The organism is Pseudomonas sp. XP2 (genome assembly GCF_053557975.1).
Genome location: NZ_JBNRIK010000020.1, coordinates 91,086 through 115,146 on the forward strand (window position 1 = coordinate 91,086; position 24,061 = coordinate 115,146).

At 61.5% G+C, this 24,061-nt stretch carries 28 protein-coding genes and 1 pseudogene; 13 read left to right on the forward strand and 16 right to left on the reverse strand.

The window, feature by feature from the left end:
- Positions 1 to 25 precede the first annotated feature (25 nt).
- Positions 26 to 442 (forward strand): hypothetical protein, encoded by a 417-nt coding sequence (locus ACK1VC_RS20310; protein WP_060517788.1) that lies wholly within the window; start codon positions 26 to 28, stop codon positions 440 to 442.
- Between the two features lie 225 nt (positions 443 to 667).
- On the opposite strand, the gene ACK1VC_RS20315 is transcribed toward ACK1VC_RS20310, so the two are convergent.
- Positions 668 to 1,132, reverse strand: coding sequence for a hypothetical protein (locus ACK1VC_RS20315; RefSeq protein WP_016487172.1), 465 nt, complete (start codon positions 1,130 to 1,132; stop codon positions 668 to 670).
- 127 nt (positions 1,133 to 1,259) lie between these two features.
- On the opposite strand from ACK1VC_RS20315, the gene ligD reads away from it, so the two are divergent.
- From ligD to ACK1VC_RS20340, 5 genes are read left to right on the forward strand one after another with little or no spacing between them, the layout of a single operon-like run.
- The gene (gene ligD / locus ACK1VC_RS20320) at positions 1,260 to 3,761 is read left to right on the forward strand and encodes a DNA ligase D (RefSeq protein ID WP_197884211.1); all 2,502 of its coding nucleotides are present in this window, start codon (positions 1,260 to 1,262) and stop codon (positions 3,759 to 3,761) included.
- Positions 3,762 to 3,801: 40 nt separating this feature from the next.
- Positions 3,802 to 4,845 carry an acyl-CoA dehydrogenase family protein gene (locus ACK1VC_RS20325; protein ID WP_060517792.1) on the forward strand — a complete coding sequence of 348 codons (1,044 nt, stop codon included), beginning with the start codon at positions 3,802 to 3,804 and terminating at the stop codon, positions 4,843 to 4,845.
- Positions 4,842 to 5,597 (forward strand): PIG-L deacetylase family protein, encoded by a 756-nt coding sequence (locus tag ACK1VC_RS20330; RefSeq protein ID WP_016487175.1) that lies wholly within the window; start codon positions 4,842 to 4,844, stop codon positions 5,595 to 5,597. Before ACK1VC_RS20325 ends, ACK1VC_RS20330 begins: the two co-directional genes overlap by 4 nt.
- Before the next feature lie 11 nt (positions 5,598 to 5,608).
- A complete protein-coding gene (locus ACK1VC_RS20335; RefSeq protein WP_016487176.1) occupies positions 5,609 to 6,208 on the forward strand; it encodes a class I SAM-dependent methyltransferase in 600 nt (199 codons plus the stop codon).
- A complete protein-coding gene (locus ACK1VC_RS20340; RefSeq protein WP_060517794.1) occupies positions 6,205 to 6,864 on the forward strand; it encodes a glycosyltransferase in 660 nt (219 codons plus the stop codon). The genes ACK1VC_RS20335 and ACK1VC_RS20340 overlap by 4 nt, the downstream gene beginning before the upstream one ends.
- Positions 6,865 to 6,874: 10 nt before the next feature.
- Here ACK1VC_RS20340 and ACK1VC_RS20345 read toward each other — a convergent pair whose 3' ends face one another.
- From ACK1VC_RS20345 to ACK1VC_RS20385, 9 genes are all read right to left on the reverse strand, one after another.
- Positions 6,875 to 7,462, reverse strand: a complete 588-nt coding sequence (locus ACK1VC_RS20345) for a phosphorylase family protein (RefSeq protein WP_016487178.1) — start codon at positions 7,460 to 7,462, stop codon at positions 6,875 to 6,877.
- 56 nt (positions 7,463 to 7,518) lie between these two features.
- The gene (locus ACK1VC_RS20350) at positions 7,519 to 8,625 is read right to left on the reverse strand and encodes a carboxylate-amine ligase (protein WP_060517796.1); all 1,107 of its coding nucleotides are present in this window, start codon (positions 8,623 to 8,625) and stop codon (positions 7,519 to 7,521) included.
- A 6-nt stretch (positions 8,626 to 8,631) separates the two neighbouring features.
- A complete protein-coding gene (locus tag ACK1VC_RS20355) occupies positions 8,632 to 9,585 on the reverse strand; it encodes a methyltransferase (RefSeq protein WP_191086600.1) in 954 nt (317 codons plus the stop codon).
- Positions 9,585 to 10,916, reverse strand: a complete 1,332-nt coding sequence (locus tag ACK1VC_RS20360; RefSeq protein WP_060517800.1) for an iron-containing redox enzyme family protein — start codon at positions 10,914 to 10,916, stop codon at positions 9,585 to 9,587. The genes ACK1VC_RS20355 and ACK1VC_RS20360 overlap by 1 nt, the downstream gene beginning before the upstream one ends.
- A gap of 20 nt (positions 10,917 to 10,936) precedes the next feature.
- Positions 10,937 to 11,134: a hypothetical protein gene (locus ACK1VC_RS20365; protein WP_016487182.1), complete on the reverse strand. Its 198-nt coding sequence runs from the start codon at positions 11,132 to 11,134 to the stop codon at positions 10,937 to 10,939.
- A gap of 60 nt (positions 11,135 to 11,194) precedes the next feature.
- Positions 11,195 to 11,377, reverse strand: a complete 183-nt coding sequence (locus ACK1VC_RS20370; RefSeq protein ID WP_016487183.1) for a con-10 family general stress protein — start codon at positions 11,375 to 11,377, stop codon at positions 11,195 to 11,197.
- 147 nt (positions 11,378 to 11,524) lie between these two features.
- Positions 11,525 to 12,808 (reverse strand): NTP/NDP exchange transporter, encoded by a 1,284-nt coding sequence (locus ACK1VC_RS20375; RefSeq protein WP_016487184.1) that lies wholly within the window; start codon positions 12,806 to 12,808, stop codon positions 11,525 to 11,527.
- Between the two features lie 4 nt (positions 12,809 to 12,812).
- Positions 12,813 to 13,724 (reverse strand): aldo/keto reductase, encoded by a 912-nt coding sequence (locus tag ACK1VC_RS20380; protein WP_191086601.1) that lies wholly within the window; start codon positions 13,722 to 13,724, stop codon positions 12,813 to 12,815.
- A gap of 88 nt (positions 13,725 to 13,812) precedes the next feature.
- A complete protein-coding gene (locus ACK1VC_RS20385) occupies positions 13,813 to 14,676 on the reverse strand; it encodes a Dyp-type peroxidase (protein WP_016487186.1) in 864 nt (287 codons plus the stop codon).
- Between the two features lie 184 nt (positions 14,677 to 14,860).
- Here ACK1VC_RS20385 and ACK1VC_RS20390 point away from each other — a divergent pair, with 184 nt between their 5' ends.
- Positions 14,861 to 15,754, forward strand: a complete 894-nt coding sequence (locus ACK1VC_RS20390; RefSeq protein ID WP_016487187.1) for a bile acid:sodium symporter family protein — start codon at positions 14,861 to 14,863, stop codon at positions 15,752 to 15,754.
- Between the two features lie 117 nt (positions 15,755 to 15,871).
- Here ACK1VC_RS20390 and ACK1VC_RS20395 read toward each other — a convergent pair whose 3' ends face one another.
- Complete coding sequence (locus ACK1VC_RS20395) at positions 15,872 to 16,339, reverse strand: sterol desaturase family protein (protein ID WP_016487188.1); 468 nt, start codon at positions 16,337 to 16,339, stop codon at positions 15,872 to 15,874.
- A 395-nt stretch (positions 16,340 to 16,734) separates the two neighbouring features.
- Here ACK1VC_RS20395 and ACK1VC_RS20400 point away from each other — a divergent pair, with 395 nt between their 5' ends.
- From ACK1VC_RS20400 to ACK1VC_RS20415, 4 genes are all read left to right on the forward strand, one after another.
- Positions 16,735 to 17,448: an MgtC/SapB family protein gene (locus ACK1VC_RS20400; RefSeq protein ID WP_016487189.1), complete on the forward strand. Its 714-nt coding sequence runs from the start codon at positions 16,735 to 16,737 to the stop codon at positions 17,446 to 17,448.
- A 17-nt stretch (positions 17,449 to 17,465) separates the two neighbouring features.
- The gene (locus ACK1VC_RS20405; protein ID WP_060517804.1) at positions 17,466 to 17,975 is read left to right on the forward strand and encodes a GNAT family N-acetyltransferase; all 510 of its coding nucleotides are present in this window, start codon (positions 17,466 to 17,468) and stop codon (positions 17,973 to 17,975) included.
- A 163-nt stretch (positions 17,976 to 18,138) separates the two neighbouring features.
- Positions 18,139 to 18,639 (forward strand): DUF4142 domain-containing protein, encoded by a 501-nt coding sequence (locus ACK1VC_RS20410; protein WP_023047393.1) that lies wholly within the window; start codon positions 18,139 to 18,141, stop codon positions 18,637 to 18,639.
- Between the two features lie 8 nt (positions 18,640 to 18,647).
- Positions 18,648 to 18,899 (forward strand): hypothetical protein, encoded by a 252-nt coding sequence (locus ACK1VC_RS20415; protein WP_023047394.1) that lies wholly within the window; start codon positions 18,648 to 18,650, stop codon positions 18,897 to 18,899.
- A gap of 95 nt (positions 18,900 to 18,994) precedes the next feature.
- On the opposite strand, the gene ACK1VC_RS20420 is transcribed toward ACK1VC_RS20415, so the two are convergent.
- The 3 genes from ACK1VC_RS20420 to ACK1VC_RS20430 form a co-directional block, all read right to left on the reverse strand.
- Positions 18,995 to 19,159, reverse strand: a complete 165-nt coding sequence (locus ACK1VC_RS20420; protein ID WP_016487193.1) for a DUF6021 family protein — start codon at positions 19,157 to 19,159, stop codon at positions 18,995 to 18,997.
- 55 nt (positions 19,160 to 19,214) lie between these two features.
- A complete protein-coding gene (locus tag ACK1VC_RS20425; RefSeq protein ID WP_060517806.1) occupies positions 19,215 to 20,201 on the reverse strand; it encodes a DNA-binding protein in 987 nt (328 codons plus the stop codon).
- A 387-nt stretch (positions 20,202 to 20,588) separates the two neighbouring features.
- Positions 20,589 to 20,906: a helix-turn-helix domain-containing protein gene (locus tag ACK1VC_RS20430; protein ID WP_151883286.1), complete on the reverse strand. Its 318-nt coding sequence runs from the start codon at positions 20,904 to 20,906 to the stop codon at positions 20,589 to 20,591.
- Between the two features lie 84 nt (positions 20,907 to 20,990).
- Here ACK1VC_RS20430 and ACK1VC_RS20435 point away from each other — a divergent pair, with 84 nt between their 5' ends.
- On the forward strand, positions 20,991 to 21,443 hold the full coding sequence (locus ACK1VC_RS20435) for a hypothetical protein (RefSeq protein ID WP_151883287.1): 453 nt from the start codon (positions 20,991 to 20,993) through the stop codon (positions 21,441 to 21,443).
- 293 nt (positions 21,444 to 21,736) lie between these two features.
- On the opposite strand, the pseudogene ACK1VC_RS20440 reads toward ACK1VC_RS20435, so the two are convergent.
- A pseudogene (locus tag ACK1VC_RS20440) lies at positions 21,737 to 22,285 on the reverse strand (IS3 family transposase); the annotation flags it as partial.
- Positions 22,286 to 22,517: 232 nt separating this feature from the next.
- On the opposite strand from ACK1VC_RS20440, the gene ACK1VC_RS20445 reads away from it, so the two are divergent.
- Positions 22,518 to 23,432: an SGNH/GDSL hydrolase family protein gene (locus ACK1VC_RS20445; RefSeq protein ID WP_449118029.1), complete on the forward strand. Its 915-nt coding sequence runs from the start codon at positions 22,518 to 22,520 to the stop codon at positions 23,430 to 23,432.
- 108 nt (positions 23,433 to 23,540) lie between these two features.
- Here ACK1VC_RS20445 and ACK1VC_RS20450 read toward each other — a convergent pair.
- Positions 23,541 to 24,061 (reverse strand): IS66 family transposase (locus tag ACK1VC_RS20450; RefSeq protein WP_449118030.1); only part of this gene is annotated, 521 nt, incomplete at its 5' end.

Below are 24,061 nucleotides of genomic sequence, written 5' to 3' on the forward strand. Positions count from 1 at the left end.
GGGCCGCTGGCCCTGGAGGTGGCAAATGCATGTACGGATCTTGACGCTGATGGTTGTCAGCCTTGTCTGCGGCCAGGCCGTGGCCGAGGGCTGCAACGTACTGACCCGCTCATCCAGCGATGCCGTAACACCCGTGGAGCGGCACACCTGCTACAGCTACAGCAACCTGCCCGCCGAAGCGATCAACTGGTCGTGTAGCAACGAGAGCAAGGACATGCTCAACAGCGAAAAGAGCAAGGTAGCGCGCTGTGCGGATGGCAGCGTGGGCAGCTGCATCGCGCCTTTGACTCAGGAAGCGCTGGCCAACCCCAAATCCGTAGGAGGGGACAAACCAGCGTTGCCCAAAGATGCGCGGGTAATCACCTATTATTACGACACCCCCAGCCTCGGCCAGGCCCGCACGGATTGCGAGCGTAATAACGGCATCTGGCAGACCCACTAACCCGCCACGCCTACCGCCGCTTCCACAGAAAGGGGCTCTGTGGGAGCGGGCTCGTCCCGCGAACACCGGCACAGCCGGTGCCAGGCACCGCATGCCCCCAATTCGCGGGACAAGCCCGCTCCCACAGCCTAAGCCCGAAGGACTGAGCAATCGCCAGTTAGAACAGCTCACATACCGGCGTATCCAAGGCGCAGGAACAGTGCGCGCAGGTACAGCGGGGTTCGTTCATGGCTTGCCCTCCTCGTCTTCGATCACGTCATCAGTCCACGGTTTACCATCCAGCGGCGCTGATCGGGCCAGTTCGGCCTCATCCAGGCCTATGCCACCGCCGATCTCGTCGGCGTCCACGTGCCGCAGGCTCTGGTCTGCCGGGCCGCCACTACCACCCGGTTCGTGCGGGTCACGGGCACCGGTTTCATCCAGCAACGTGTCCGGGCTCAAGTCGTCATAGGTAACATTGTCCTCATGCAAGCTGTCGCTCAGGGCCTCGCCGCCGGTCATGCCGCTTTCGGCCACGCGCCGAGGCGGAAACTCCCGGGCGACTTCATCGGCCGGTCGCTCATCGCCCACACGCCCTTCACGTTCATCAAGGCGGTCATCAAAGTCCAGCTCACGGACGCTGCCCATGCGGTCTTCGGTGTCGTCGATCTCTGGAGGGGTATACGGCTTTGGTTCATCTGTGCGTGCCATGTGCGTTCTCCGTCAGGTGGCTTCATTAAGTCGACTGCGCCTGCGTGTGGAAGATTCAGAGTTTTTTGAACTACCACCCTACGCGGCGCCTCCCACCTTAGAGACTGCGAACTGCCCGGAAACCGCCATGGCCAAGCCCCTGCAGGAATATGCGCGCAAGCGCGACTTCAATGCCACGCCCGAGCCCAGCGGCAAGCGCAGCCGTGGCAAGCGGGTGCAGGCGCTGCAGTTCTGCATCCAGAAACATGACGCCAGCCACCTGCACTACGACTTCCGCCTGGAGCTGGATGGCACCCTGAAAAGCTGGGCGATCCCCAAAGGCCCGTCGCTCGACCCCAAAGTGCGCCGCCTGGCCGTGCACGTCGAGGACCACCCGCTGGATTACGCCGACTTCGAGGGGCATATCCCCGAAGGCCACTATGGTGCAGGTGATGTGATTGTCTGGGATCGCGGTGTATGGGAGCCCGAAGGCGATGCGCATGAAGCCTACGCCAAAGGCAAGCTGCGTTTCCGCCTGCAAGGCGAAAAGCTCAGCGGTGTGTGGAACCTGTTTCGCACCCGCCTGGATGGCAAGAAAGAGCAATGGATGCTGGTGAAATCACACGACGACCAGGCTCGCAGCGAGGCCGACTACAGCGTCGTGCAGGCTCAGCCCGATAGCGTGCTTAGCGACCGCACCCTGGTGCCGCGCAAAGCCGCTGCGAAAAAAGCCGCCGCACCGCGCGTCAGCCGCAAGCGCACCGTCAAAGGCCCGAAGGTGCCCCTGCCTGCACAGCTGAGTCCGCAGTTGGCAACCTTGGTCGACTCGCCCCCCAGCGGGGACTGGCGCTACGAGGTCAAATTCGACGGTTACCGGATTCTGGCCCGTATCGAGGGTGATGACATCCGCCTGTTCACCCGCAACGGCCATGACTGGAGCAGCAAGATGCCCCGCCAGATCGCCGCACTGCGCGAGCTGGGCATCGATGCAGCCTGGCTCGACGGTGAAATGGTGGTGGCTGACGAAAATGGCGCAGCCGATTTCCAGGCGTTGCAGAACGCCTTCGACACCGAGCACGATGAAGCCATTACCTACTACCTGTTCGACCTGCCGTTCCTCGGTGGCCAGGACCTGCGCCAGGTAGCGCTGCAGGGCCGGCGCGACACCTTGCGCCAACTGCTTGAGCGCGATGAATCCGGTGTACTCAAGTTCTCTGCCGACTTCGACGAGCCCGTGCAATCTTTGCTCGACAGCGCCTGCCGGCTTGAGCTGGAGGGTTTGATCGGCAAGCGTGCCGACAGCCCGTACAGCGGCCGTCGCAGCCCGGACTGGGTCAAGCTCAAGTGCAAGCAACGCCAAGAGTTCGTGGTCGTCGGTTATACCGACCCCAAAGGTAGCCGCAGCGGCTTCGGGGCCCTGTTGCTGGCCCTGCATGACGACGACAGCGGTCAGTTGCGCTACGCCGGCAAGGTTGGCACCGGCTTCAGCACGGCGACCCTGGCCAGCATCCATGCTCGGCTCAAACCCCTGCAAATCACCAAGCCAGCGTTGGCCAAGCCGCCTACCGGTGCCGAAGCGCGCGGTGTGCACTGGCTGCAACCGCAATTGTTGGCCGAAGTCGCCTATGCCCAGATGACCCGAGACGGCATCGTGCGCCACTCGGTGTTCCATGGCCTGCGCGATGACAAGGCGGCCACCGCCATCGACCTGGAGCGCGCCATGCCCACCCAGACCGTGCCCAAACGCAACAAGCAGGCGAAGGCGCCTGAAAACCTGGGTGAACTGCGCCTGACCCACCCCGACCGGGTGATCGACGCCACCACCGGCGTGACCAAGCTCGAGGTCGCCGAGTATTACGCCAGCGTCAGCCAGTGGATCCTGCCCCAGCTCAAGCAACGCCCGGTCGCGCTGGTGCGCGCCCCGGACGGCCTGGCCGGGGAGCTGTTCTTCCAGAAAAACGCAGGCCAGCTGCACATACCTAACGTCATCAGCTATGAAAAGGCCGAGGCCGGCCAGGCGGCGATGGTCATCAACCGCCCGGACACCCTACTAGGTGCTGTGCAGATGAACATGCTCGAACTGCACACCTGGAACGCCACGGACAAGGACTTCGACAAACCGGACCGCTTCGTACTTGACCTGGACCCCGACCCCGCGCTGCCCTGGAAGGCCATGCTGGAGGCCACCCAGCTCACCCTCACCCTGCTCGACGAACTGGGCCTGAAGGTGTTCCTGAAAACCAGTGGCGGCAAGGGTATTCACCTGGTCGTGCCCTTGACCCGGCGGTCGGGCTGGGACGAGGTCAAGGACTTTAGCCACGCCATCGTCGATTACCTGGCCAAGCTGTTCCCGGATCGCCTCAGTGCAGTGTCGGGGCCGAAAAACCGCGTGGGGCGGATCTTCATCGACTATCTGCGCAACGGCAAGGGCGCCACCACAGCCTGTGCCTACTCCTTGCGTGCCCGTGAGGGGTTACCTGTGTCGGTACCGATCTGGCGCGAGGAACTGGCGCACATCAAGGCTGCCAACCAATGGAACATTGCCAACCTGCACGAGCGGCTGGCAGAAGTTGATGACCCATGGGCGGAGATGGGCAAGGTACGCCAGTCCATCACCGCACACATGCGCAAGCAACTGGGGCTGAAATGATGGGGCAACGGCGATTGGACATGAACCTGGAGACACAATGATGAGCATCGTTCAGGACTTCAACCTGACCACCCTCGACCGCCTGTTACGTACCTTTGGCGAGCGCCAGCAACCCCTTAACCTCGATACGCAACTGCCGCAGCTGATCCAGGCGCTGCACGCCGACCATCTCGACCTGTTGCCATTGCCGGGCCAAGGCAACACACTGCGCCGCTGGCAGACCCTGGCCCGTGTGGCCGGTTGCGACCTGGCGCTGGCCAAGCTCTATGAAGGCCACACCGATGCCCTGGCCATCCTTGCTGAATGCGGCGCCGCCCACCACGCCGTAGACGGCATCTGGGGCGTGTGGGCCGCTGAGCCGCCCGATGCACGTGCGCAGGTGACGGCGCGCGAAGGTGACCAGGTGCGCCTGCAAGGCCGCAAGGCCTGGTGTTCAGGGGCCTTGCAGATCGACCGGGCGCTGATCACTGCCTGGGATGAGGCGGACCAGCCGCAACTGGTGGCGATCGAGCTTTCACAGCCGAACCAGGGGCTGTGCATCGAACATTGGCAAGCAGTCGGCATGGCCACAACGGCCAGCGTCGAGGTGACATTCAACGACACCCCCGGCACGCTCATCGGCACGCCGGGCCAATACCTGGCACGCCCTGGCTTTTGGCATGGCGGTGCGGGCATCGCTGCCTGCTGGTACGGCGCGGCCGAGGCACTGGCAGACTACCTGCGCGAACATTGCCGCAAGCCCCGCCCCGACCCCCATGCCGATGCGCACCTGGGGGCAGTGGATGCTGCGTTGTACGGTGCCCGCGCGGCGCTGCGCGAATGTGCGGCCTGGATCGACCGGCAACCTGGCGCAGATGCCAGCTTCGAAGTGCGCCGCACGCGTGCCCAGGTGGAACACGCCGTGGAACGCGTGATCAGCCACGTTGGGCGAGCGCTGGGAGCCACGCCATTCTGCCGCAGCAGCCATTTTGCCCGGCTGTGCGCTGACCTACCGGTATTCATGCGCCAGAGCCATGCCGAGCGCGATCTGGCGGTGCTGGGCCATCAGCTCACCCAACTACCGGCCGGGGTGTGGCAGCTATGAGCCAGAACCTTATTCAGTCCGCCAACGGCACGCCTTGGGCAGCCTGGCAGCAAGGTGCGCATCTTGCCCGCGCTACATGGCTCGATCCAATGCAGCTGTGCCCACCTGGGCGCCGGCTGGTGTTGATCGCGCCGCATCCGGATGACGAAATCCTCATGGCAGGTGGTCTGCTGGCGGGTTTCAAGGGACGCGAGGATGAACTGGTGCTGATTTCCGCCACCGACGGTGAAGGCAGCCACCCCGGCTCCAGCCACTGGACCGAGCACCGTTTGCGTCGACAGCGGCCGCAAGAGAGCCGCCAGGCCCTGCTGCAGCTGGACCTGGACCTTACCCATCTGGACTGGCGCAGGCTGCACCTGAAGGACGGCCAGTTACCGCGCGAAGAGGCATTCCTGGTCAGTCACCTCACCCAGTTGCTGCGGCCAGATGACCTGTTGATGGCCACCTGGCGTAATGATGGGCACTGCGATCACGAGGCCGTAGGCCGAGCTGCGGCACACGCGGCGGCCGCCCGCGGGGTGCAATTGGCAGAGGTGCCGGTGTGGGCGTGGCACTGGGCCGAGCCCGATGACCCGCGCCTGCCATGGCCGCGTGCGCACCGCCTGCAGCTCGATGAAAGCCGCCTGGCCCGCAAGCGCAAGGCCTTGGCCGCCCACGTCAGCCAGCTGGAGCCGGACGCCGAGCAGCCGCCGGTGCTGCCACCCCGCTTGATGGAATGTCTGCTGCAACCTTTCGAACTGGTGTTCCTGTGAATGGAGCTGTCATGAGCCTGGATCCGCAATATTTCGCCGAGCTGTACGCCACCAATGAAGACCCTTGGGCTTTTCGCACCCGCTGGTACGAGAAGCGCAAACGCGAGCTGGTAATGGCCAGCCTGCCCCGCCAGTGCTATCAGCGCGTATTCGAGCCAGCTTGTGCCAATGGTGAGCTCAGTGCGTTGCTGGCCGATCGCTGCGCCGACTTGCTGTGCCAGGACCTTGATCCAACGGCCGTAGGCCTGGCCCGCGAACGCCTCGTCGATGTGCCCAACGCCTCGGTGGAAATGGCCCGGCTACCAGCGGACTGGCCGGGCGGGCGCTTCGACCTGATCGTGCTCAGCGAAGTCGGTTACTACCTCGATCCTACAGACTGGCTGCAGGTCATCGAGCAATCGGTGGCCAGCCTGACCTACGACGGCGCCCTGCTCGCCTGTCACTGGAAACACCCCATCGTGGGCTGCCCACAGGATGGACGGGAAGTGCATCGCATGCTGGCCCAGCACCTGCCTCTGCATCACCAGTTCCGGCATGAAGAGGCAGACTTCGTACTGGAATACTGGTCCTGCCAGCCCAGCGTGGTTGACCTGGACGAGACCTGCCCATGATTGCCGTGGTCATTCCGGCGCACAACGAAGCCCGCCGCCTTGGGCGCTGCCTGCGGGCGGTGTTGGTCGCTGCCATGCAAGCGCAACAGGCGGGGCACCGGGTAGACGTGTTAGTGGTGCTGGACCGTTGCAGCGACGGTAGTGCCGCGGTGGCGCGGCGCTTCGGTGTGCGGGTTTTGGAGGTGGATGCCGGTAATGTCGGCATGGCGCGCCGGGTGGGCGCAGCGCACATGGTCGAGCGTGGTGCGCAGTGGCTGGCGTGCACCGATGCCGATAGCCAGGTGCCGTCGCACTGGCTGGTGTCGCAGCTGGCCTGCAGCGCCGAGGTGGTGTGCGGTACCGTGCATGTCGAGTATTGGCAGCCCTGGCAGAAAGCTGCCCTGCGCAAGCTGTACCAGAGCCGCTATGAAGCGCGCGAAGGCCATCGCCATGTGCACGGCGCGAACCTGGGTGTGTGCGCCGCTGCCTATCAACGCGTGGGTGGCTTCCAGCCCCTCGCGGCGCATGAAGATGTGCAGCTGGTCAGCGACCTTCAGGCCAGCGGCGCGCAGATTGTCTGGACCGCCAGGCACAGCGTGGCCACCAGCAGCCGCCTCGACAGCCGCGCCCGGGAAGGGTTTGGTGACTACCTGGCGGGTTTGCAGGCGCAGGTGTGATGAGGCTTGGTCACACCTGACTGAACAGCACCCGCTTGAACGCCTCGGCCGCCAGGTGAACCTGCACCGCCCAATCCCCTGCTGCATCGCTGCCGGCATCATCGGAAATGTATTTCAGGCACACAAACGGAATGCCTTCACCGCGTGCGATCAACGCCAGCACATAGGCTTCCATGTCGACCACGTCATAAGGCGCGTCGCCATGGTTGATCTCGAAACTGTCACCGCTGCCACAGGTTTCCAACGGTAGCCCGGGGATTGCTGCGCCATGCTCCAGGACTACCGGGATATCCGACAAGGGTGTCTCGTATCGGGCAAAGCCCAGCGGTGTGACGTCCATGTCACGTTGTACGAAACGGTTGCAGCACACCACCTGGCCTTTGCCGTGGCGCTGGCTGCCAGCCGATCCAAGGTTGACGACAAGTCTGGGCCTGCGGGTTGCAATCGCCTTGGTCAGTGCAATCGCCGCATTGACTTTGCCAATGCCGGTGAACACGGTGTTCACCTCGGTGAAGACTTCTCCCGCCTCGGCCTCGAGGGCAAAGACGAACAGCGTGTCATCCAGGGAAATGTCAGGGAATTGCTTGATCAGCATCATGGAGCAGGTGTTTCCGCGTGGCTGCAAGGGGCGCGGCCATTGTCGGCCAACGCCGGCTAATTGCAAGTCCCGGCGGCCACCACCGCTTGCAGCGCCTGTGCCTTGCCGACCCCGCTCGCGATAGCCTGTGTCAGGCAGTGCAACTGCTGGTCGGCATGAGTGCCCTCGCGCAGCAGGTGCCGTGCATGCTGGCAAGCACGCTCGGCATCCACGCTGTCGACCGGCACCAGCGCCTGCAACTGACCAAGCCAGCCCTCAGCCGTGACTGGCTGTTGTTCGTGCATACCAATGAACCGTGCATGACGCCCATAGCGCATGGCGCGCCAGTAGTTCTCCTGAGCGATCCAGCGAAGCTCACGGTTGCAGGGCAACAGGTCATGGCGACCGGTAACCTTGTGCTCTACCAAATGGCGAAACAGCGCGGCGATACACAGGGTATCTTCCAGTCGCGGGCAACCATCGCAGATACGCAACTCCACCGTCGGGAAGCGCCGCGAAGGCCGAATGGCCCACCAGAAGTCGCCATCCACAGCCAATGCACCGGTCCGCTGCAACAAGGCGCGGTAGCGTTCATAGGCAGCCCAGTCCGGCAAGGCTTCGGGCAAACCCATGTGCGGCCATTCCCCGCAAATCACTCGGCGATAGCTCATGTAGCCGGTCTGCTGACCCGCCCACATAGGCGATGAGGTGCTCAGCACCAGTAATAACGGCAGCCAGACCAGCAAGCGGTTGATCAGTTGCATGCGGTCACAACCTGGCGGAACGCCAACGTGCACGTGCAGCCCATTGAGCAGGCTTCGCTGGGCTACATGCCGGTAGTCATCGAACAGTTGCTGGTAATGTGCCGGGGCAGCGGCCTTCTGCCGCAGCCAGGCGGTGCTTGGGTGGCTCGCCGCGCCGTACAACCCCATCCCCTCCTCTGCCAGCGCAAGACTCAGCCGCTGCCGCCGCAGTTGGAAGAACTCATGGGCTTCATGAAGGTGGGTGAACACCGGCGAGGCCAACTCAATCTGGCTGCGGAACATTTCCTGCACAAAATATTGGCCCAGCGCTTCGCGGCAACGCCCGATTACCGCAGACGATGGTGCTGCCGGGACCTGTCCCGAGCCCAGCCTTACCAGCAGGTATTCTTCCTCGATGCCGAATGTGCAGGCCCGGGCCATATTGCTTCAGCGATGACGGGTTACGGTGAGCGCCACGGCGGCGATCCGTTCGACTTGCTCATAGCCCGGCTCGGCCAGTTGCTCGCCAAACACGTCAGGGTCGATCTCCCGGTACACCCAGGCCCATTGTGGCCCTGCGAGGCGCAGGCGGATGGCTTCGAGCAACGCATCGCGGCCATCGACAATGGCTACGCCGGTGTAGAGCAGCAAGGTACCGTGGCGGCTCAGGCGTTCGCATCCTTGTTCAACGATGCGCAGCGACAGTTCGGCGCCCAAGGCGCCGCCGCCGTGGCGGTAGGTGCGGGCGCTACGGTCGAGCATGTACGGCGGGTTGGCGACAATCAGGTCGAACGTACCGGTAAGGGCGTCCAGCAGGTCGCTGGCCACTACGGACACATTGGTCACCCCCGCCAGCGCCGCGTTGATCGTAGCGTAGCGCAACGCCAAGGGGTTGATGTCGACGGCGCTGACCTGGGCATGCTGGGCCGCACGCGCGATCAGCAACGCGCCCACCCCGCTGCCACAGCCGATATCGACTGCGTGCTCCACCGGCATGGGGTTATGCTGCAGGTGCTCGTGAATGACCTGGGCAAAACGGTAGCTGTCCGGGCCGAAGAACACCGCATCGCTGCCATCGGTGGGGAACGCCGAATGCACCAGCAGCAGGTCGTCCAGGCTGGACCAGCGCACTGAGCTGCCGAGTAAGTCGCCCTTCGGGACCAGCACCTGGGCGCGTTCGAGCAACAGCAATTCATCCGTTGACAGCAGGCCCGGGGCGAAGGGCCGACTCCAGCCGAACACGTCGCGCAGGTTGCTGGCCTGCCCGGAACCCTCACGGGCGTTGACGCGGGTGTGAGTCGCAGGTGTCACACTGGTAAATCGGTAGCCGTCGGCGCGTAGCCGCTGGCCCAGCTGCAGCAATGCCTGATCGGCTTCGAACTGTCTGGCGGTCAGCCTCATCAGCGGGGTTCCTCCTGAAGCAGCCCGGTGGTGCGAATGTATGCCCGGGTCGCCGCCAGGCCCTCGGGTGTGGCGTGGCGGTTGCCGGCCATGCGCTCGATCAACGTTGCGGGTCGGTCACCCGACATTTCGCTGTGTGCTTCGTCCGGGGATTCGGGCAGGCCCCAGCTACCGGGTGCTACACGGCGGATCGGGGGGCGCCAGGTGTCGGCAATCCAGTCGTGCCACAGTTGTTTCTCATAACTGTTGAATACGCCGAACATTGCCGCTGCAGGCCCTTCGATCAGCTTCCACCAGCGGCTCTGGGCCGGGTCTTGGCCTCGCTGAATCCAGCCTTGGGCCTGTAGCGCGGCAACGAACGCGGGCATGGCGCCAGGGGTGGCCAGCCATTGGTTGACGGTGCGCTGTTCAAGGCGGCAACGGTCGGCATGCATGAATTGGCCATAAACCCGTTTGCGCTCCAAGGCGGCGAACAATTCATCCTGCAGGTCGAACTGGCGGATAAGGTCAGCCGCAGCAGTACCTAGCTCGTTCAGGCGATAACCGTTGCGAACCCTCGCGTAGAACGACTTTTGGTCATGCTGAGGGCAGAGCTGGCGCAGCGCCTGCAGCGATAGTTGAGCGTGGCCACTGGCAGCATTGTCAATCGTCACATGCAACTGGAAGTAGTGGCCGTCGATGCCCAGTTCTGCCAGTTCGCTGGTGGTAATCAGCAAGTGCAGCGGCGGTTGTTCATAGCCGAGGTTGTAACCAATGACCTCAGGCAGGTGGGTGTCGCAACAGTGCCCCAAGGCCAGTTGCAGGCAACCCTGTAAGTAGCGTGCTTCGTCAAGCGGCATTGCCTCGACACACCCGAGGCGGCCCAGCAGGCGCTGATAGATCAACACATGGTTACTACGCGGGTCGCCGTTGCCGAGCTCTTCCAGGTAAGTTCGGATCAACCCGTGAAAACGTGGGTCGCGCCAGTGGCACAGCGTGCCGTGCAGCCACGCACCGTCCACCGCTTTGGTCGGGGCGACCTGCTGCAGAAACCACAGCGCGTGAGCGCGATTGACAAAGAAACGGCGTGGAGCGCCTTGCCGGCGCTGTTCCAGGTAGTCGGCGTAGCCGGCGGCGACATCGGCAGCACACCTGGCGCTCCAGGCAGGCAAATCCGAAGGTGAGTCTGGCAGGTCATCCGGCAAGCGTTCAGCACGTGCAAGTTGCTCGTCGAGCCACAGGGCGCTGGGGTCATCTTCGCCGGCCAGCATTGCCTCATAGCGCTGTTGCAGGCTGGACCGCCCAGCGACCATTGACGAAGCTAAAGCGTTGTCGCGGTTCATCACCCTCATGCCGTGCTCCTTATTGCGCCTTACTGGCTCGGTTTCTGACCAGGCATCGGCTCAGGGTCGGGCGCGGGCTGCGGTGCCGGTTTACTGTCGGGTTGTTGCATCTGCAGCGATGGCTTGCTGAGGTCGCCATCCTTGCCAGGGTGATCGTTGTCGCGGTCGAAACAGCCGCCGAGCATCGTCAGCGAGCCCATCAGGATGATGAGTGGAGTCAGTCGCATGGGGCCTCCCCCTCTGGTTGATTGCAGTGCCGGGCAGTCCCGGCACTGCAAGTCGGTCATTTACGAACGGCCGCCCTTGCGGCCCGACTCGCGATCGCTGGGCGTGTGGCTGCCCGAGGACTGCCCGCCTTTGCGCCCGGCTTCGGACGCTTTTTCGCGGTCGTTGGCGAAGTTGCCTGGGTTTTTGTTACCGCCCTGGCTGCCTGTTTGATTGCCGGTACGGCTGTTGTCTTTAGTGGCCATGGTCTTCAAACCTCGTATGACTTCGAAATGCACGGCAGGCTGCCGTACACAAGTTCGGAGTTCGGCGATATGCGGGGATTCGTTTTATTGCGAAGGGTTCGGACCGGTGGCGTTAAATAAGCGGCAATGCCATATTTGGCGCCCCTGTCAGTCGTGCGGCGGGTTATCCATGCGGGCCTGCTGCCGACCCAGCCAGCCCCCCGTCACGGCCCAGCCCACGGCAATGATTGCGCCGATCAGCATCGCCAGCTGTGGGTGCTCGCCCATCACGTCCAGCGCGCGCTTGAGCCAGCCGCTCAGGGCATCGCCGCCACGGTAGATCACGGTATCGATAAAATTCTTGGCTTTGTACTTGTCCTCGGCGGACAGCACGGTGAACAGCATCTCCCGCCCTGGCCGCACCAACGCGTATTCGCCGGCGCGGCGCACTACCATTACCACCACGAATACCGCGAACACCGGTGCCAGTGCCAGCCACAGGAACCCTGCTGCCATCACCAGCGGTACAGCTACCAGCAACACCCCGACGCCCAAGCGCCGGGCCAGGCGCCCGGTCAGCAATACCTGGGTGAGGATTGCCAGGGCCTGCACCACGGTGTCGATCAGGCCGAATACCTGGGTTTGCCGGGTGCGGTCGGTGAAGGTTTCGCTGACGATGCGCGCCTGCTCGAAGTACAGGAAGGTGCTGACGCTGGCCAGCAACACCACGAACAGAGCAATGCCTAGCAGATAGGGCGAACGCAGCACGGCGGTAGCGCCGGTAAACGGGTTGCCACCCAAGGGGCGCGAGCCCGGGGACTCGGCCTGTTGCGGTAGTGGGTGGCGCACTCGCCAGCGTTGCAGGAACAGGGCCGCACCCATACTGCCTAGCAAAAGCGCTGCCGCCAGTATCAGCAGCCCGCAATGGCCCAACGGTGCGACAAGCAAGGTGCCGAGAATGGGGCCGCTTAGCCCGCCCAAGCTGGCCCCGGCTGCCAGCAGGCCGAACAGCCGCTTGCCTTGTGCGGTGGAAAACAGGTCAGCGAGCACGCTCCAGGCCAGCGAGATGGTCAGCAAATTGAACACCGATAACCAGACGTAAAAGGCTCTGGCTGTCCAAAGATTGTCCGAATTACCGGCAAACAGTGCCGCGAACATCAACAGGTTGCTGGCAAAGAAACCGTAGGTCCAAGGCAGGATATGCCGGCGTTGCACCCTTGATGCCAGCCAGCCGAACAGCGGCAGGCACGCCAAGGTGGCGATGAAGGTGCCGGTGAACAGCCATTGCAGGTTGTCCACGCCGCCCGCAACACCCATGGTTTCGCGCACCGGGCGCAGCATGAAGTAACCGGTGAACAGCAGGTAGAACAGCAGCAAGCCGGCGATTACCGCCGGCCCCTCGCCGGGCTGCATGTTCAGCCCTTGGACAAGGCGCCGCCGCCAGGCTTGCATGATGTCAGGCAAACTGCTGGATCAGCGCCTGTTGCTGCGCCTGGGTGAGCATGGGTTCATGCCCGGCCTTGAGCTGGTCGAGCTGGCGATCAGGCCGGCCGGTGGCGGGGATGACCGTGGTCACTGCCGGGTGGCTGATGGCGAATTTGAGAAACAACTGCGCCCAACTGCCGATGCCCGCTTCGCTGGCCCAGCCCGGCAAGGCCTGGTCCTTGACCTTGGCAAACAGGCGGCCATCGTCGAAGGCACGGTTGATCAGCACCGCAACGCCCCTGTCCTGGCACAGCGGCAGCAGTTCGCGGGCGGCGTCGGGGGCATTGACGGAGTAGTTGATCTGGATGAAGTCCAGCGGCTCGCTGCGCACGATTCGGGCAACGTCGCCCTGGCCACTATTCAGATAATGAGTGATGCCGACATAACGGGTCAGGCCTTGCTGCTTCAGTTCGCGCGCATAGGGCAGTTGGGTCTGCCAGTCACGCAGGTTGTGGATTTGCAGCAGATCGACTTTGTCGGTACGCAGGCTCCTCAGGCTGCCGGCCCATTGCGCTTCGGCGTCGGCCCGGCTGTCGGCGGCGATCTTGGTGGCAATAAAGCACTGCCGGTGCCAGCCGCCCTCTTCCAGCAACTGGCCAAGAATGCTGTCGGCACCGCCATAGTTGGGCGAGGTGTCGATTACCCGGCCGCCCCCTTCGAAAAACGCCTTGAGTACCGCTTTCAATTGCTGATACTGGGCCGAGCCGGTTTCTACTTCGAAACTGCCGGAGGTACCGGCACCAATCACCGGCAACGCTTCACCGGTGGACGGTATTTTGCGCGTCAGCAAGCCCGCCGGGGCGGCGGCGTGCAGCCAGGGGCTGGCGGCGGCCAGCAACCCCAGCGTGGCACCTGCGCGTAGGACGTCACGACGTGCGTACATGGAAAGCTCCCGTCATGAAGCGGAAACTTTCAAGGCTAGCCGCTCCATACCGGGCCGGCAGGTGTTTCTGTATCTGGATGTTAAGTGATCAGGCTCGTAGCAGCTGGCTCAGGTCCACACCCGTCTCGCCCATGGGCGGGCACCAGTAATAGCCGCCCGTCAGTGGCCGGCTGAAGCGGTACAGACCGTCGATGATACCGTCCTCCAGGCCGCTCATGCGCCGCAACTGCACTTCGAACGCATCGAAGCTGTGGCCCAGGGCAACGAAGGCCAAGCCGGCGCCACGCGGGTCAGCCCAGGCTACCGAGCGACGGACCATGAACGCCTCCGGCGCAAAGCTTTCCTGGGCGGTGCGCTTGACGTGTGCGGACTCGGGGGCATCGTCCAGCTCTTCGTTATCGCTCAGCCGGCGGCCCATGATGTTGTCCTGGTCAGCCTGGGGCAGCGACTTGAAGTACTCCAGGTCGTGTTTCCACAGCTGGAACGCGGCAAAGCTGGAACCATCGGCAGCAATGGCCGCCTGTACGGCGTCTTCGTCCACCGGGTTCTCGGTGCCGTCTTCGTAGCCTGTCAGGTCATGGCCGCCGCGGTGCAGGAAGCCATCGACACTGTCGGCCAGGCGCAGGGCCGGGGCCAATAGATGTTCCAGGGCCTGGGCCCGCAGCAGCAGGTCGCCGCGCTCGTTACCACGCAGCCACAGCCACAGGGCATGTTGGGTGCTCGGGTTCTCCACAGCAGCGTCCAGCACCGGAAAAGCACGCAGGCCTGGCACTGCACGGCCCAGGGCCTTGGCCAGCGGGGCGCCGACCCCCAGGATCAGTTGGTCGCCATCGACCTGTTGCAGCAAGGCATCCAGAGCGGCAGGCAACGCCTCGGGCGACTGCAGGGTGAAAAACAGGTGACGGGCATGGGCCGGCACCGGGGTGGCAAGCAGCCCTTTCTGGAACGGCATGACAGGCTAATCCTCGGACAAAAGCGGAATGCTACTGCGCCTGCAGGCCCGCTGCAATGCGGCATGGAGCCTCGCTGATCGCTGCGGTTGGTAACAAACGGTTACCAAGAGCTGGCCCTTTGCAATTAGCTATCAATCAACGCCAGCCTACACTCCTCGAGGCCCTTCGCCCGAGAGACCGCTCATGACCGCCTCGCCCCTGTTAACCGCCTTCCTGCCGCTCGCGTTGGGCATCATCATGCTCGGCCTTGGGCTGTCGCTGACCCTGGCCGATTTCGCGCGCGTGGTGAAATACCCCAAACCGGTGGTGGTAGGCCTGGCCTGCCAGATCTTGCTGTTGCCACTGGTGTGCTTCCTGATCGCCAATGGCTTTGGCCTGGAGTCGGCCCTGGCGGTGGGGCTGATGCTGCTGGCAGCTTCGCCGGGCGGCACCACGGCCAACCTGTTCAGCCACCTGGCCCATGGCGATGTGGCGCTGAACATCACGCTCACGGCGGTGAACTCGCTAATTGCGATTCTGACCATGCCGTTGCTGGTGAACCTGTCGCTGAGCTGGTTCATGGCCTCGGACCAGGCCATTCCACTGCAATTTGCCAAGGTCTTGCAGGTATTTGCCATTGTCCTGTTGCCGGTCGCACTGGGTATGCTGATCCGCCGTTACGCCCCTGGTTTTGCCGCACGCATGCAGAAACCGATGAAACTGGTGGCGGCGCTGTTCCTGGCCTTTACCATTGTCCTGGCGCTGGCCAAGGACTGGCAGACCGTGGTCGAGTACGCGCCGGTGGTGGGCCTGGCTGCCCTGCTGTTCAACCTGCTTAGCCTGGCCGTGGGCTACTGGGTGCCGCGCCTGTTGAATATTCCCAAGCGGCAGGCAATTGCCATTGGCATGGAAATCGGCATTCACAACGGCACGCTGGCGATTGCCTTGGCGCTCAGCCCTTCATTGCTGAACAACGCAACCATGGCGGTGCCCGCGGCGCTGTACAGCCTGATCATGTTCTTCACGGCGGCAGGTTTTGGCTGGTGGGTCAGCCGCGGGCACGTGGCGGCAGCGCCCAAAGGGGAAACAGTGAATTGAAGCAGTGACTGGTATGGGAGCGGGCTTGTCCCGCGAAGCAGGCAACGCGGTGTATGGCACCGGCTTTGCCGGTGTTCGCGGGACACGCCCGCTCCCACAAGAGGCAAAACCAGGTTGTCACTGCTGGCTGCGCTTGCTGCGCAATTGCTGCTTCAACACTTTCAAAGGCGGCGCATAAAAAAAACCGAACGACACACTCCCGGTGCGCCCTTTCACTGCATGGTGCAAACGGTGCGCACGATACAGTCGCTTGAGGTAGCGGTTGACCGGCCGTGGTTTGCGCGGCCAATGCCGGTGAAAGAACCCGTCATGGGCCAGGACATACAACATGCCGTACCCTGCCACGCCGCCGCCAACCCATTGCAAGGGTGCATAACCAGCCTTGCCCAAGGCGACCAACGCCGTGGCGATGAGCCCCAACGCCAGCAGGTACAGGTCGTTGGTCTCGAGCATGCCCAAGTGTGGCTCATGGTGCGAGCGGTGCAGCCACCAGCCCCAGCCATGCATGATGTACTTGTGAGCCAGCGTGCCAACGCCCTCCATGGCCACCAAGGTGCCGAACAATACGGCGAGATTGAACAGCATGAAACAGTCCGGGTGATGGCAACGGGAGGCGCAAGGGTACCGTCAACCCAGGTTTTTTTCCATGCAGGGATGACCGTTGCAAACCATTCACCCATGAAGCCATTGTCATGTTTTCGCCCTTGACCTGCTCTGCCACGCGGCGTATGGTCCGCAGCGCAATTTTGCTTTGCTCAACAGGAGACCTGCCTTGGACAGTAGCCCCAGTCGCTTGCGACAGGCCCACGTGGTGCGCTAGCCCGGCAGTGTCCTGCGCTGTCTGGCCGCCCTGGCAAGACGGTGGTTTCCTTTAACCCCGCTTCTCCTCCTCTCCTCGTGGTCCTGCGCATTTTTCTGGTTTTTCAACCACGCCAACAGATGGCGTTCATGCGGGTGTGTGCCCGCGGAAGAGGTTTGCTATGGATTGGAAAGTATTTTTGCTGCGCGTCAGCATTGCCCTGCTGCTAGGGGCACTGATCGGTGCCGAACGGCAATTGCGTCAACGCCTGACCGGGCTGCGCACCAATGCGCTGGTGAGTACCGGTGCCTGTCTGTTCGTGCTGATGACCCAGGCAGTGCCAGGCATGGCGCCTGCCGATGCCTCGCGCGTTGCCGCCTATGTAGTGTCGGGCATCGGCTTTCTCGGTGGTGGCGTGATCATGCGCGATGGCTTTAACGTGCGCGGCCTGAACACGGCGGCTACCTTGTGGTGCACGGCTGCGGTCGGTGTGCTGTGCAGCCTTGGGCTGCTGCTGGAGGCGGCACTGGGCAGCCTGGTGGTGCTGTGCGCCAATATCCTCTTGCGGGACATCGCCCAGCGCCTGGACCGTCAAGACGTAGTGCCTGCCAGCGAGGTGGAGCAACACTTCGAGGTGCGCATCGTCTGCCGCGCCGAGGACGAAATCCAGGTGCGCAGCCTGATGCTGCATAGCCTGGGCGATCCGCAGCTGCGGTTACAGTCGCTGCAAAGCGCAGACCTGGACAGCCCTGCACGCCTGGAAGTACGCGCCGAGCTGCTGGGTACCGCACAGGCACCGGCTCAACTGGAGCGGCTGGTCAGCCGGGTCAGCCTAGAAAAAGGCGTCAGCTCGGTGCGCTGGCAATTACAGCCGCACGTGTTGGCGGCCGACTAGGACGACAGGAGTGCTTCATGCTTATCCGCCCTACCCTTGAGCACGATATTCAATACCTGCCGGACGTGGAGCGTTCGGCAGCCCAGGCTTTTGCTGGCTGGCCAGCGCTGGCCTGGCTGGCCCAAGCTGATGTGATGGATTGCGCCGCGCACAGGGCTTTCGCCGCGGGCGGTGGTAGCTGGGTTGCTGAAAACCCGATCGGGCAGATTGTAGGGTTTGCGTGCGTGCGGCGTGCGGGCCAGGCATTGCACCTTCATGAGATATCGGTGCGTCAGGATGCCCAAGGGCAAGGCGTCGGTAGCCGATTGCTGCAGCAGATCATCGATGTAGCGCGTTGCGCAGATGTCCGCGAGCTGACGTTGACCACCTTTGTCGATGTGCCCTGGAATGCGCCGTTTTATGCACGGTTCGGGTTTGAGCTGATCGATGAGGAGCGGCTGGGCGAACGACTCCTGCGTATGCTGGCCAGTGAGCACGCTCAGGGCCTGAAGGGGCGCTGTGCCATGCGTCTTTGCATGGCGCATTGACCGTTGGGGTGCAGAGCGCACGGCCATACCGTGTTCGCCGGTTTTCACTGCGTTGGCGCGTGGTGCGGTCGAAACCGGTGGCGAAAAAAATTAAACCTTTGCCTCACTCTCACCCTCAACCGTACGCGACACTGAGGTCGCCCCACGGTTTAAGGAGTGAAGCATGAGCAATCTCTTCATCAAGCGCGTTGGTTTCTCCATGGTGTTGGGCCTGGCATCGGCGCACGCACTGGCGGCGAGCTCCGATGACTTCGTCGATGCGGCCACCGAGGCCGGCATCGCCGAAGTGGTCACCGGCAACCTGGCTAAGGAAAAAAGCCAGAATGACGAGATAAAGACATTCGCCCAGCAAATGGTCACTGACCACACCCAGGCGAACCAGAAGCTCGGCGACATCGCCCGCAAGCTGGATATTTCCGTTCCGGATGACGCGGCCATGACCGACAAGGTCAAGAAGATGATCCTGGAATGGCGTGATGAATCATTCGACAAGTCGTACATCAACAACCAGGTTGATGCTCACGAAAAAGCGGTCGAACTGTTCAAGAAAGAGGCTGCATCGTCCGACAAGGCCGAGCTGAAGGCCTTCGCCAGCGAAACCCTGCCAAAACTCGAACAGCACCTGGAGCATGCCAAGGCGCTTCAGGCCAAGCACGCCAAGTGAGGCCCTCCATGAGCAACGATGCACTGAAAACAGAAGTCCTTACCCGCCTGCTGCATTCGCATCCGCAAGGGCTGGGCAAGGAAGTGCTGGACAACTACCGCGGTGAGAAGGCGGTGGCTGACGTACTGAAGACGCTGCAGGAGGCCGGCTTGATTCACGACGGCAGCGTGGTAGTGGGCAGTGACCAGCAGGTCAGCGTGCACTACCCGATCAAGCTGTCGGCAGCGGGTGTCGAAGCCGCGCGACAAGCCGAATCCTGAATACCCGCCCGTCGGCCCAAAAGGCCGCTCTCATGGAGCCCCTGCTAGCTCATTGAGCTAGCAGGGGCTCTGTTTGAGTGGGCGGGCCAACACCCTCACGTGTTCTTTTCGATGTCTCCAGGCGCCTTGGCCGGCCCTTGCGGATCCACCTGCGGGTCGTCAAGATCCGGGGAATCAGGGTCGAAACCAAGATCGTCCGGTTTGTCGGCCTGCTCCGTCGAGTGAGGCCCTTCTTTGCGTTCTGGCTCAGATGGCTGCATGGCGTTTTCTCCCGTGAGTGTCAAAGGAAGAACGCGCCAGCCACAGAAAGTTTGATTAATCTGCAGCGGGAGCCAGTTGCGCGCGACATTGCGCCAGCGCCTGATCACGCTCCTTCAACTGCTCCTCATACCGCTGTAACTGCCGCGCCTGTTCAGCGCACACATCGCGCCTGTGCTCCAGGCTCTGCGCTTGCACATCCAGCTGCCGGCGCATTTCCTCACTGGCGCCCTGGGCCTGGGCCAGAATCGTGCGCAAGCCCTGAATCTGCGCATCGCGTTGTTCCAGCAACTCTTCCTGCGCCCGGCACTCACTGGCAGCCTGGCGGTGCTCACCCAGCAACCGCTCGTTGTCCCGGTGCAGGCGGGTGAGTTCGTCCTGTTTGACGATCATGCCCTGTTGCAGCTGCCGCACTTCCACCTGCATCTGCTGCAACTGCGCTTCATGGCGGCGCTGTTCCTGCTCGCGCTGTTCACGGCTGGCATTGCGATAGTGTTCCAGCGCATCACGGGCATGGCGGTGCTTGTCTTCCAGCGACTTGACCTGTTCGTCCTTGTCAGCCAGGCGCACCTGCAATTCACCCAGCGACTGGTTGAGGCTGGCACTGCGTAGCTGTTCGGCCTGCAGCGTGCTTTGTGTGGACAGCAGTTTTTCTGTCTCGGCGGCCAAGGCCGCTGCATCGATCTTGTGTTGCTGATGCGCTGCAGCCAGGGCTTGCTGGGCAATTTCAAGCTGCGCCTCAAGTTTTTCCCGCTGTTGCGTGAACGTGCTCTCGGCCTGCTCGATCTTCAGGTCGGCCTCGTCCTGTAACTGCGTTGCCAATTGCCCGACCAGGCGGCTCAACACATCACTGAGCGCCACACCACCTTCAGAAGCCACCGGCTGCTGGCCGTTCAACTCCTTCAGGTAACGGTGAATCGTGGTTTTGGAGCCGGTATTGCCCAGCTCGATACGTATGGCATCGATGCTGGGGTTCTCCCCCCGGGCAATCAGCGCCTGACGCGCCTGCTGCACTACCACCTTGTTGATACCGCCCCGGGCCATGCTTGCTCCTACGATTTTGTACTGTGTTATGTAACATGTAATTACGCCCGCATGGAGGTGATTCTTGGAGAATCCGGCGGGTTTTGGAGGGGATTTTAACCAGGCAGGAGGTAAATCGTGGAGTTTAAGTCGTGGAAGATGGTAATTCTTGGAGAAAAGGTCGTCCAGTGTGCTAACTCTTGGAGAAAAAATCGTCAGCGATTGATGAGTTCACGAAACGAAACTTCAAAACCCTACTCGATCGATATTCTCTGAGATCGCTGGTAGCGGTCCTGGCCAGCCCCGTGCTGGGACCAGCCTAGGTGAAGATAAGCTTGGATAGAACTCACGACTCGAATCGCTGGGTGCCATTTCGCTTGCTCCGGACGGATCAGGCTTGCGAAAAAGCTACACCCCTCCCTGTTTTCTCTTGGATGCTGAATCAGCAGAGCTTACTTCAATGAGCTCGTTTCTGATTTTCTGGAAGAGACGATCAACGTCCTGATGCTCGTCCCTGCCAACGTAGGCGGCCACAAGGATGGTGAGGGGGTGCACGCCCAACGCTCCCGCGATCTGATCGATTTTCTCCAGAGTTGGGCTTTTCAGGCCCCGCTCCAGAGAGCTGAGGTACGTGCGGCTGCTTACTGTAGAGAAATCTTCTTGCGTGAGATTTCTGCTGCTTCGGACCTTTTTGAGCGCCTGGCCGAACGCGATGCTGAGTTCCAATTTGCCGTTCCCACAAAAGGAACGATGAAGCGCTATCGAATCCTATAGGGCTACAATCTATAGTGTTCATTTTTGGGGGCTGCTATGTTCACAACCTACCCGCGTGCCGAAATAGCCTTTGATCTTCCCGATGAGTCAGCGTCTCCCGGAGGGCAGCGACTCTGGAGCTATGTTGAGCAGGAGCTGTTGATGCCTTGGTTTTATATGCAGGTCGTGCACAGGTCTGGACGTGAGAATTTTGCCAGCATGTTCATGATGTACCACGCACACGAGCTCAAGCAGTTCATCGATGCGCAGTCCGACCGAGTGTGGCTAGAGCAGGTCCAGTTGGTCACACCACCTCATGTCAATGGGCAACCCGTCTGGCTTATGGAACCGCTTGTGAAGGTGGTAATCGTCGCAGATCCGATGGACGGATCGCATTGCCTCGTCTACCAAGTGGCAAATGGAGCCACCTATTCATTGAGAGACGATCTTGATAAAAATTTGGCTCCAATCTGCACCTTGTTTTCGGAAGCACGCGACCTTCGGCGATAGGTAGCTCATCGGTATGAGAAATGCGAAGGCCAACGAGCAGAGAACCCCACGATTCGTTTGTGGGCCTGATCTGAGGCATCCATAGCGGAGGAGCCATGAAGGGACGACGCAAAGCGAAGACCGAGAAATGGAAGGCTATAGAGCAGTTGATTCAAGAGGCCAGGTCTACTTTAGAATCCAGTCCTCGTGCTCAATTCCAGGGAAGGTTTCTTGCCAAAGCCGAAGCTGCTGGTCGTTTTTACGAGCCAGAGGGCATTCTCGCAGGGCGCGCTGAATGTAATGTGATGTAGTGGTCAACTAATCCCGGACACCGGATTAAGTTTTTCCTCGGCAATCGCCGGAGGTAACCCACCGTTGAACTGATGCGGTCGCTCCCAGTTGTAGCGCTGCATCAGAAACCTGCCGATGTCCTGCTGTGCCTGCGCAGCACTCATGTAGCCCACACTTGGCACCCACTCCGTTTTCAGGCTGCGGAACAAACGCTCCATAGGCGCATTGTCCAGGCAATTACCTCTGCGGCTCATGCTTTGCTTGAAGCGGTAACGCCACAACCGCTGACGAAAAGCTCGGCTGCCATACTGGCTGCCCTGATCACTGTGAAACAGTACATTCTGCGGCCGCCCGCGGTGCTCGTACGCCATGTCCAGCGCCTTGATGACCAATTCGCTGTCCGGTTTGGGTGAAAACGCCCAGCCCACCATGCGACGTGCAAAAAGGTCGATAACTGCCGCCACATAGTGCCACTGGCCTTGAGCCCACACATACGTGATGTCGCCGCACCATACTTGATTCGGTGCCGTAACATCGAATGCGCGCTCCAGCACGTTCGGGATGTGAAGACGGTGACTGAGCCTGACTAGTGAAAAACTATGGAGCTCGCAAGGATAGAAGCGGTGACCAGCACGGTTATGAGTAACCGTCCGGGCAACACACCTTCCTGATGCCATTGTTTAACCCGCTAGCACTTGTCGCGAACAGGACAGACTTTGCGCACGCGACTAAAAATAGGTCGCTGCCGTGGCAATGCAAAACGTCGTCGCTGGTAGTCTGAGGTGAAAATCTGGGAGACTTTCAATGACTCGACGTGCTTGCTTGGCCGCTCTATTGACACTGACTGCAGCAACTGCCTTTGGCGCCCCCAGCTACAATCATCTCTATGCTTTCGGTGACAGCTACTCTGACAACGGAGCGGGTGAAATCTTCACTAGAAAATTGGCCGCACAGAAGGTCAAAGATGCACAGGAGCTACCCGGTTCGTTGTATTGGAAGGGACGCTGGAGCAATGGCCCCACTGCCGTCGAGGGCTTGGCTTATGCCTTGAAAACCCCCTTGACCGACTACGGGATTGGCGGTGCCAAGAGCGGCAACGGCAACTACTATGCCTGGATGGAGCCATCTCGCAACACTGGGGTTTTCGGTCAAATCGACGGTTATCTGAAAGCCGCTAAAACACACAAAGCGGATCCGAATTCGCTCTATTTCATTTTCATCTCAGCCAACGACTTTTTTGAATGGGCCGACTTCTCGCACCCAGAATCAATTGACGTGCTAAGCCAGAACAGCGTGGCGAACATACAGAAGGCTACCGAGACGTTGATTGCAGCAGGTGCGAAGCACGTGATGGTCGTGGGGACTACGGATTTGAGTCATGTGCCGGCTGTGGTGCAGGGCAATCAGGTCAAGAATGCAACAGAATACCAGCAGATACTCGAACAAAAACTACCAGCCGTGCTAACAACACTGGCTAAAACCCATCACGTCAGTATCAGTTACTTTGACCACCTGGCCTTCAGCAACAAGCTTCGCGCAGCCCCCAATGTTGCGGGTTTGAAGTATCTGGATACCCCGTGCCAAGCCACCTATCCGGACGTCAAGCCCGCGTGTGAAAATCCAGATGCCCATTACTACTGGGATGAATGGCACCCCACCCGCAAAGTCCACGCGCTGGCCGCCGAGGCGATGCTTGAAACGTTAAAAACCAGCCGCTGAAACGACGCCTTCGCGGGTAAGCCCTGCTCCTACAGTGCAGCGTCGATCACAGCTTTTGTGTACGACTCAAAACTATAGGTCAGCTTCAGCCGAACACACCTTGCGTGGTTAAACGGGCGCCCATTTATTCGGCAGTAACTCCGTAATCTCTCTCGCCCGCTGTGTCGGCAGTCGCGTCAGCACATCCTTGAGATAGGCATACGGATCATGCCCATTCATGCGCGCCGATTGGATCAAGCTCATGATTGCAGCCGCCCGTTTACCGCTGCGCAGCGACCCGGCAAACAACCAGTTCGAACGTCCGAGCGCCCATGGCCGTATCTGGTTCTCAACCTGGTTGTTGTCGATGGGCACAGCCCCATCGTCCAAGTAGCGCGTCAGCGCTACCCAGCGTTTCAAGCTGTAATCGAGGGCTTTGGCCGTAGCTGAGCCGTTGGGCACCAGATCGCGCTGGGCCAACATCCAGTCATGCAGTGTTTTGATGATCGGTACCGCCATTTCCTGACGTATTCGCCAACGATCTTCATCACTCACGTCCCGCGCTTGGCGTTCGACCTCGTACAAACCGCCAATCGAGTGCAGCGCCTGTTCGGCCAGCTGACTTTTGTTCGCGACATGCAGGTCGAAGA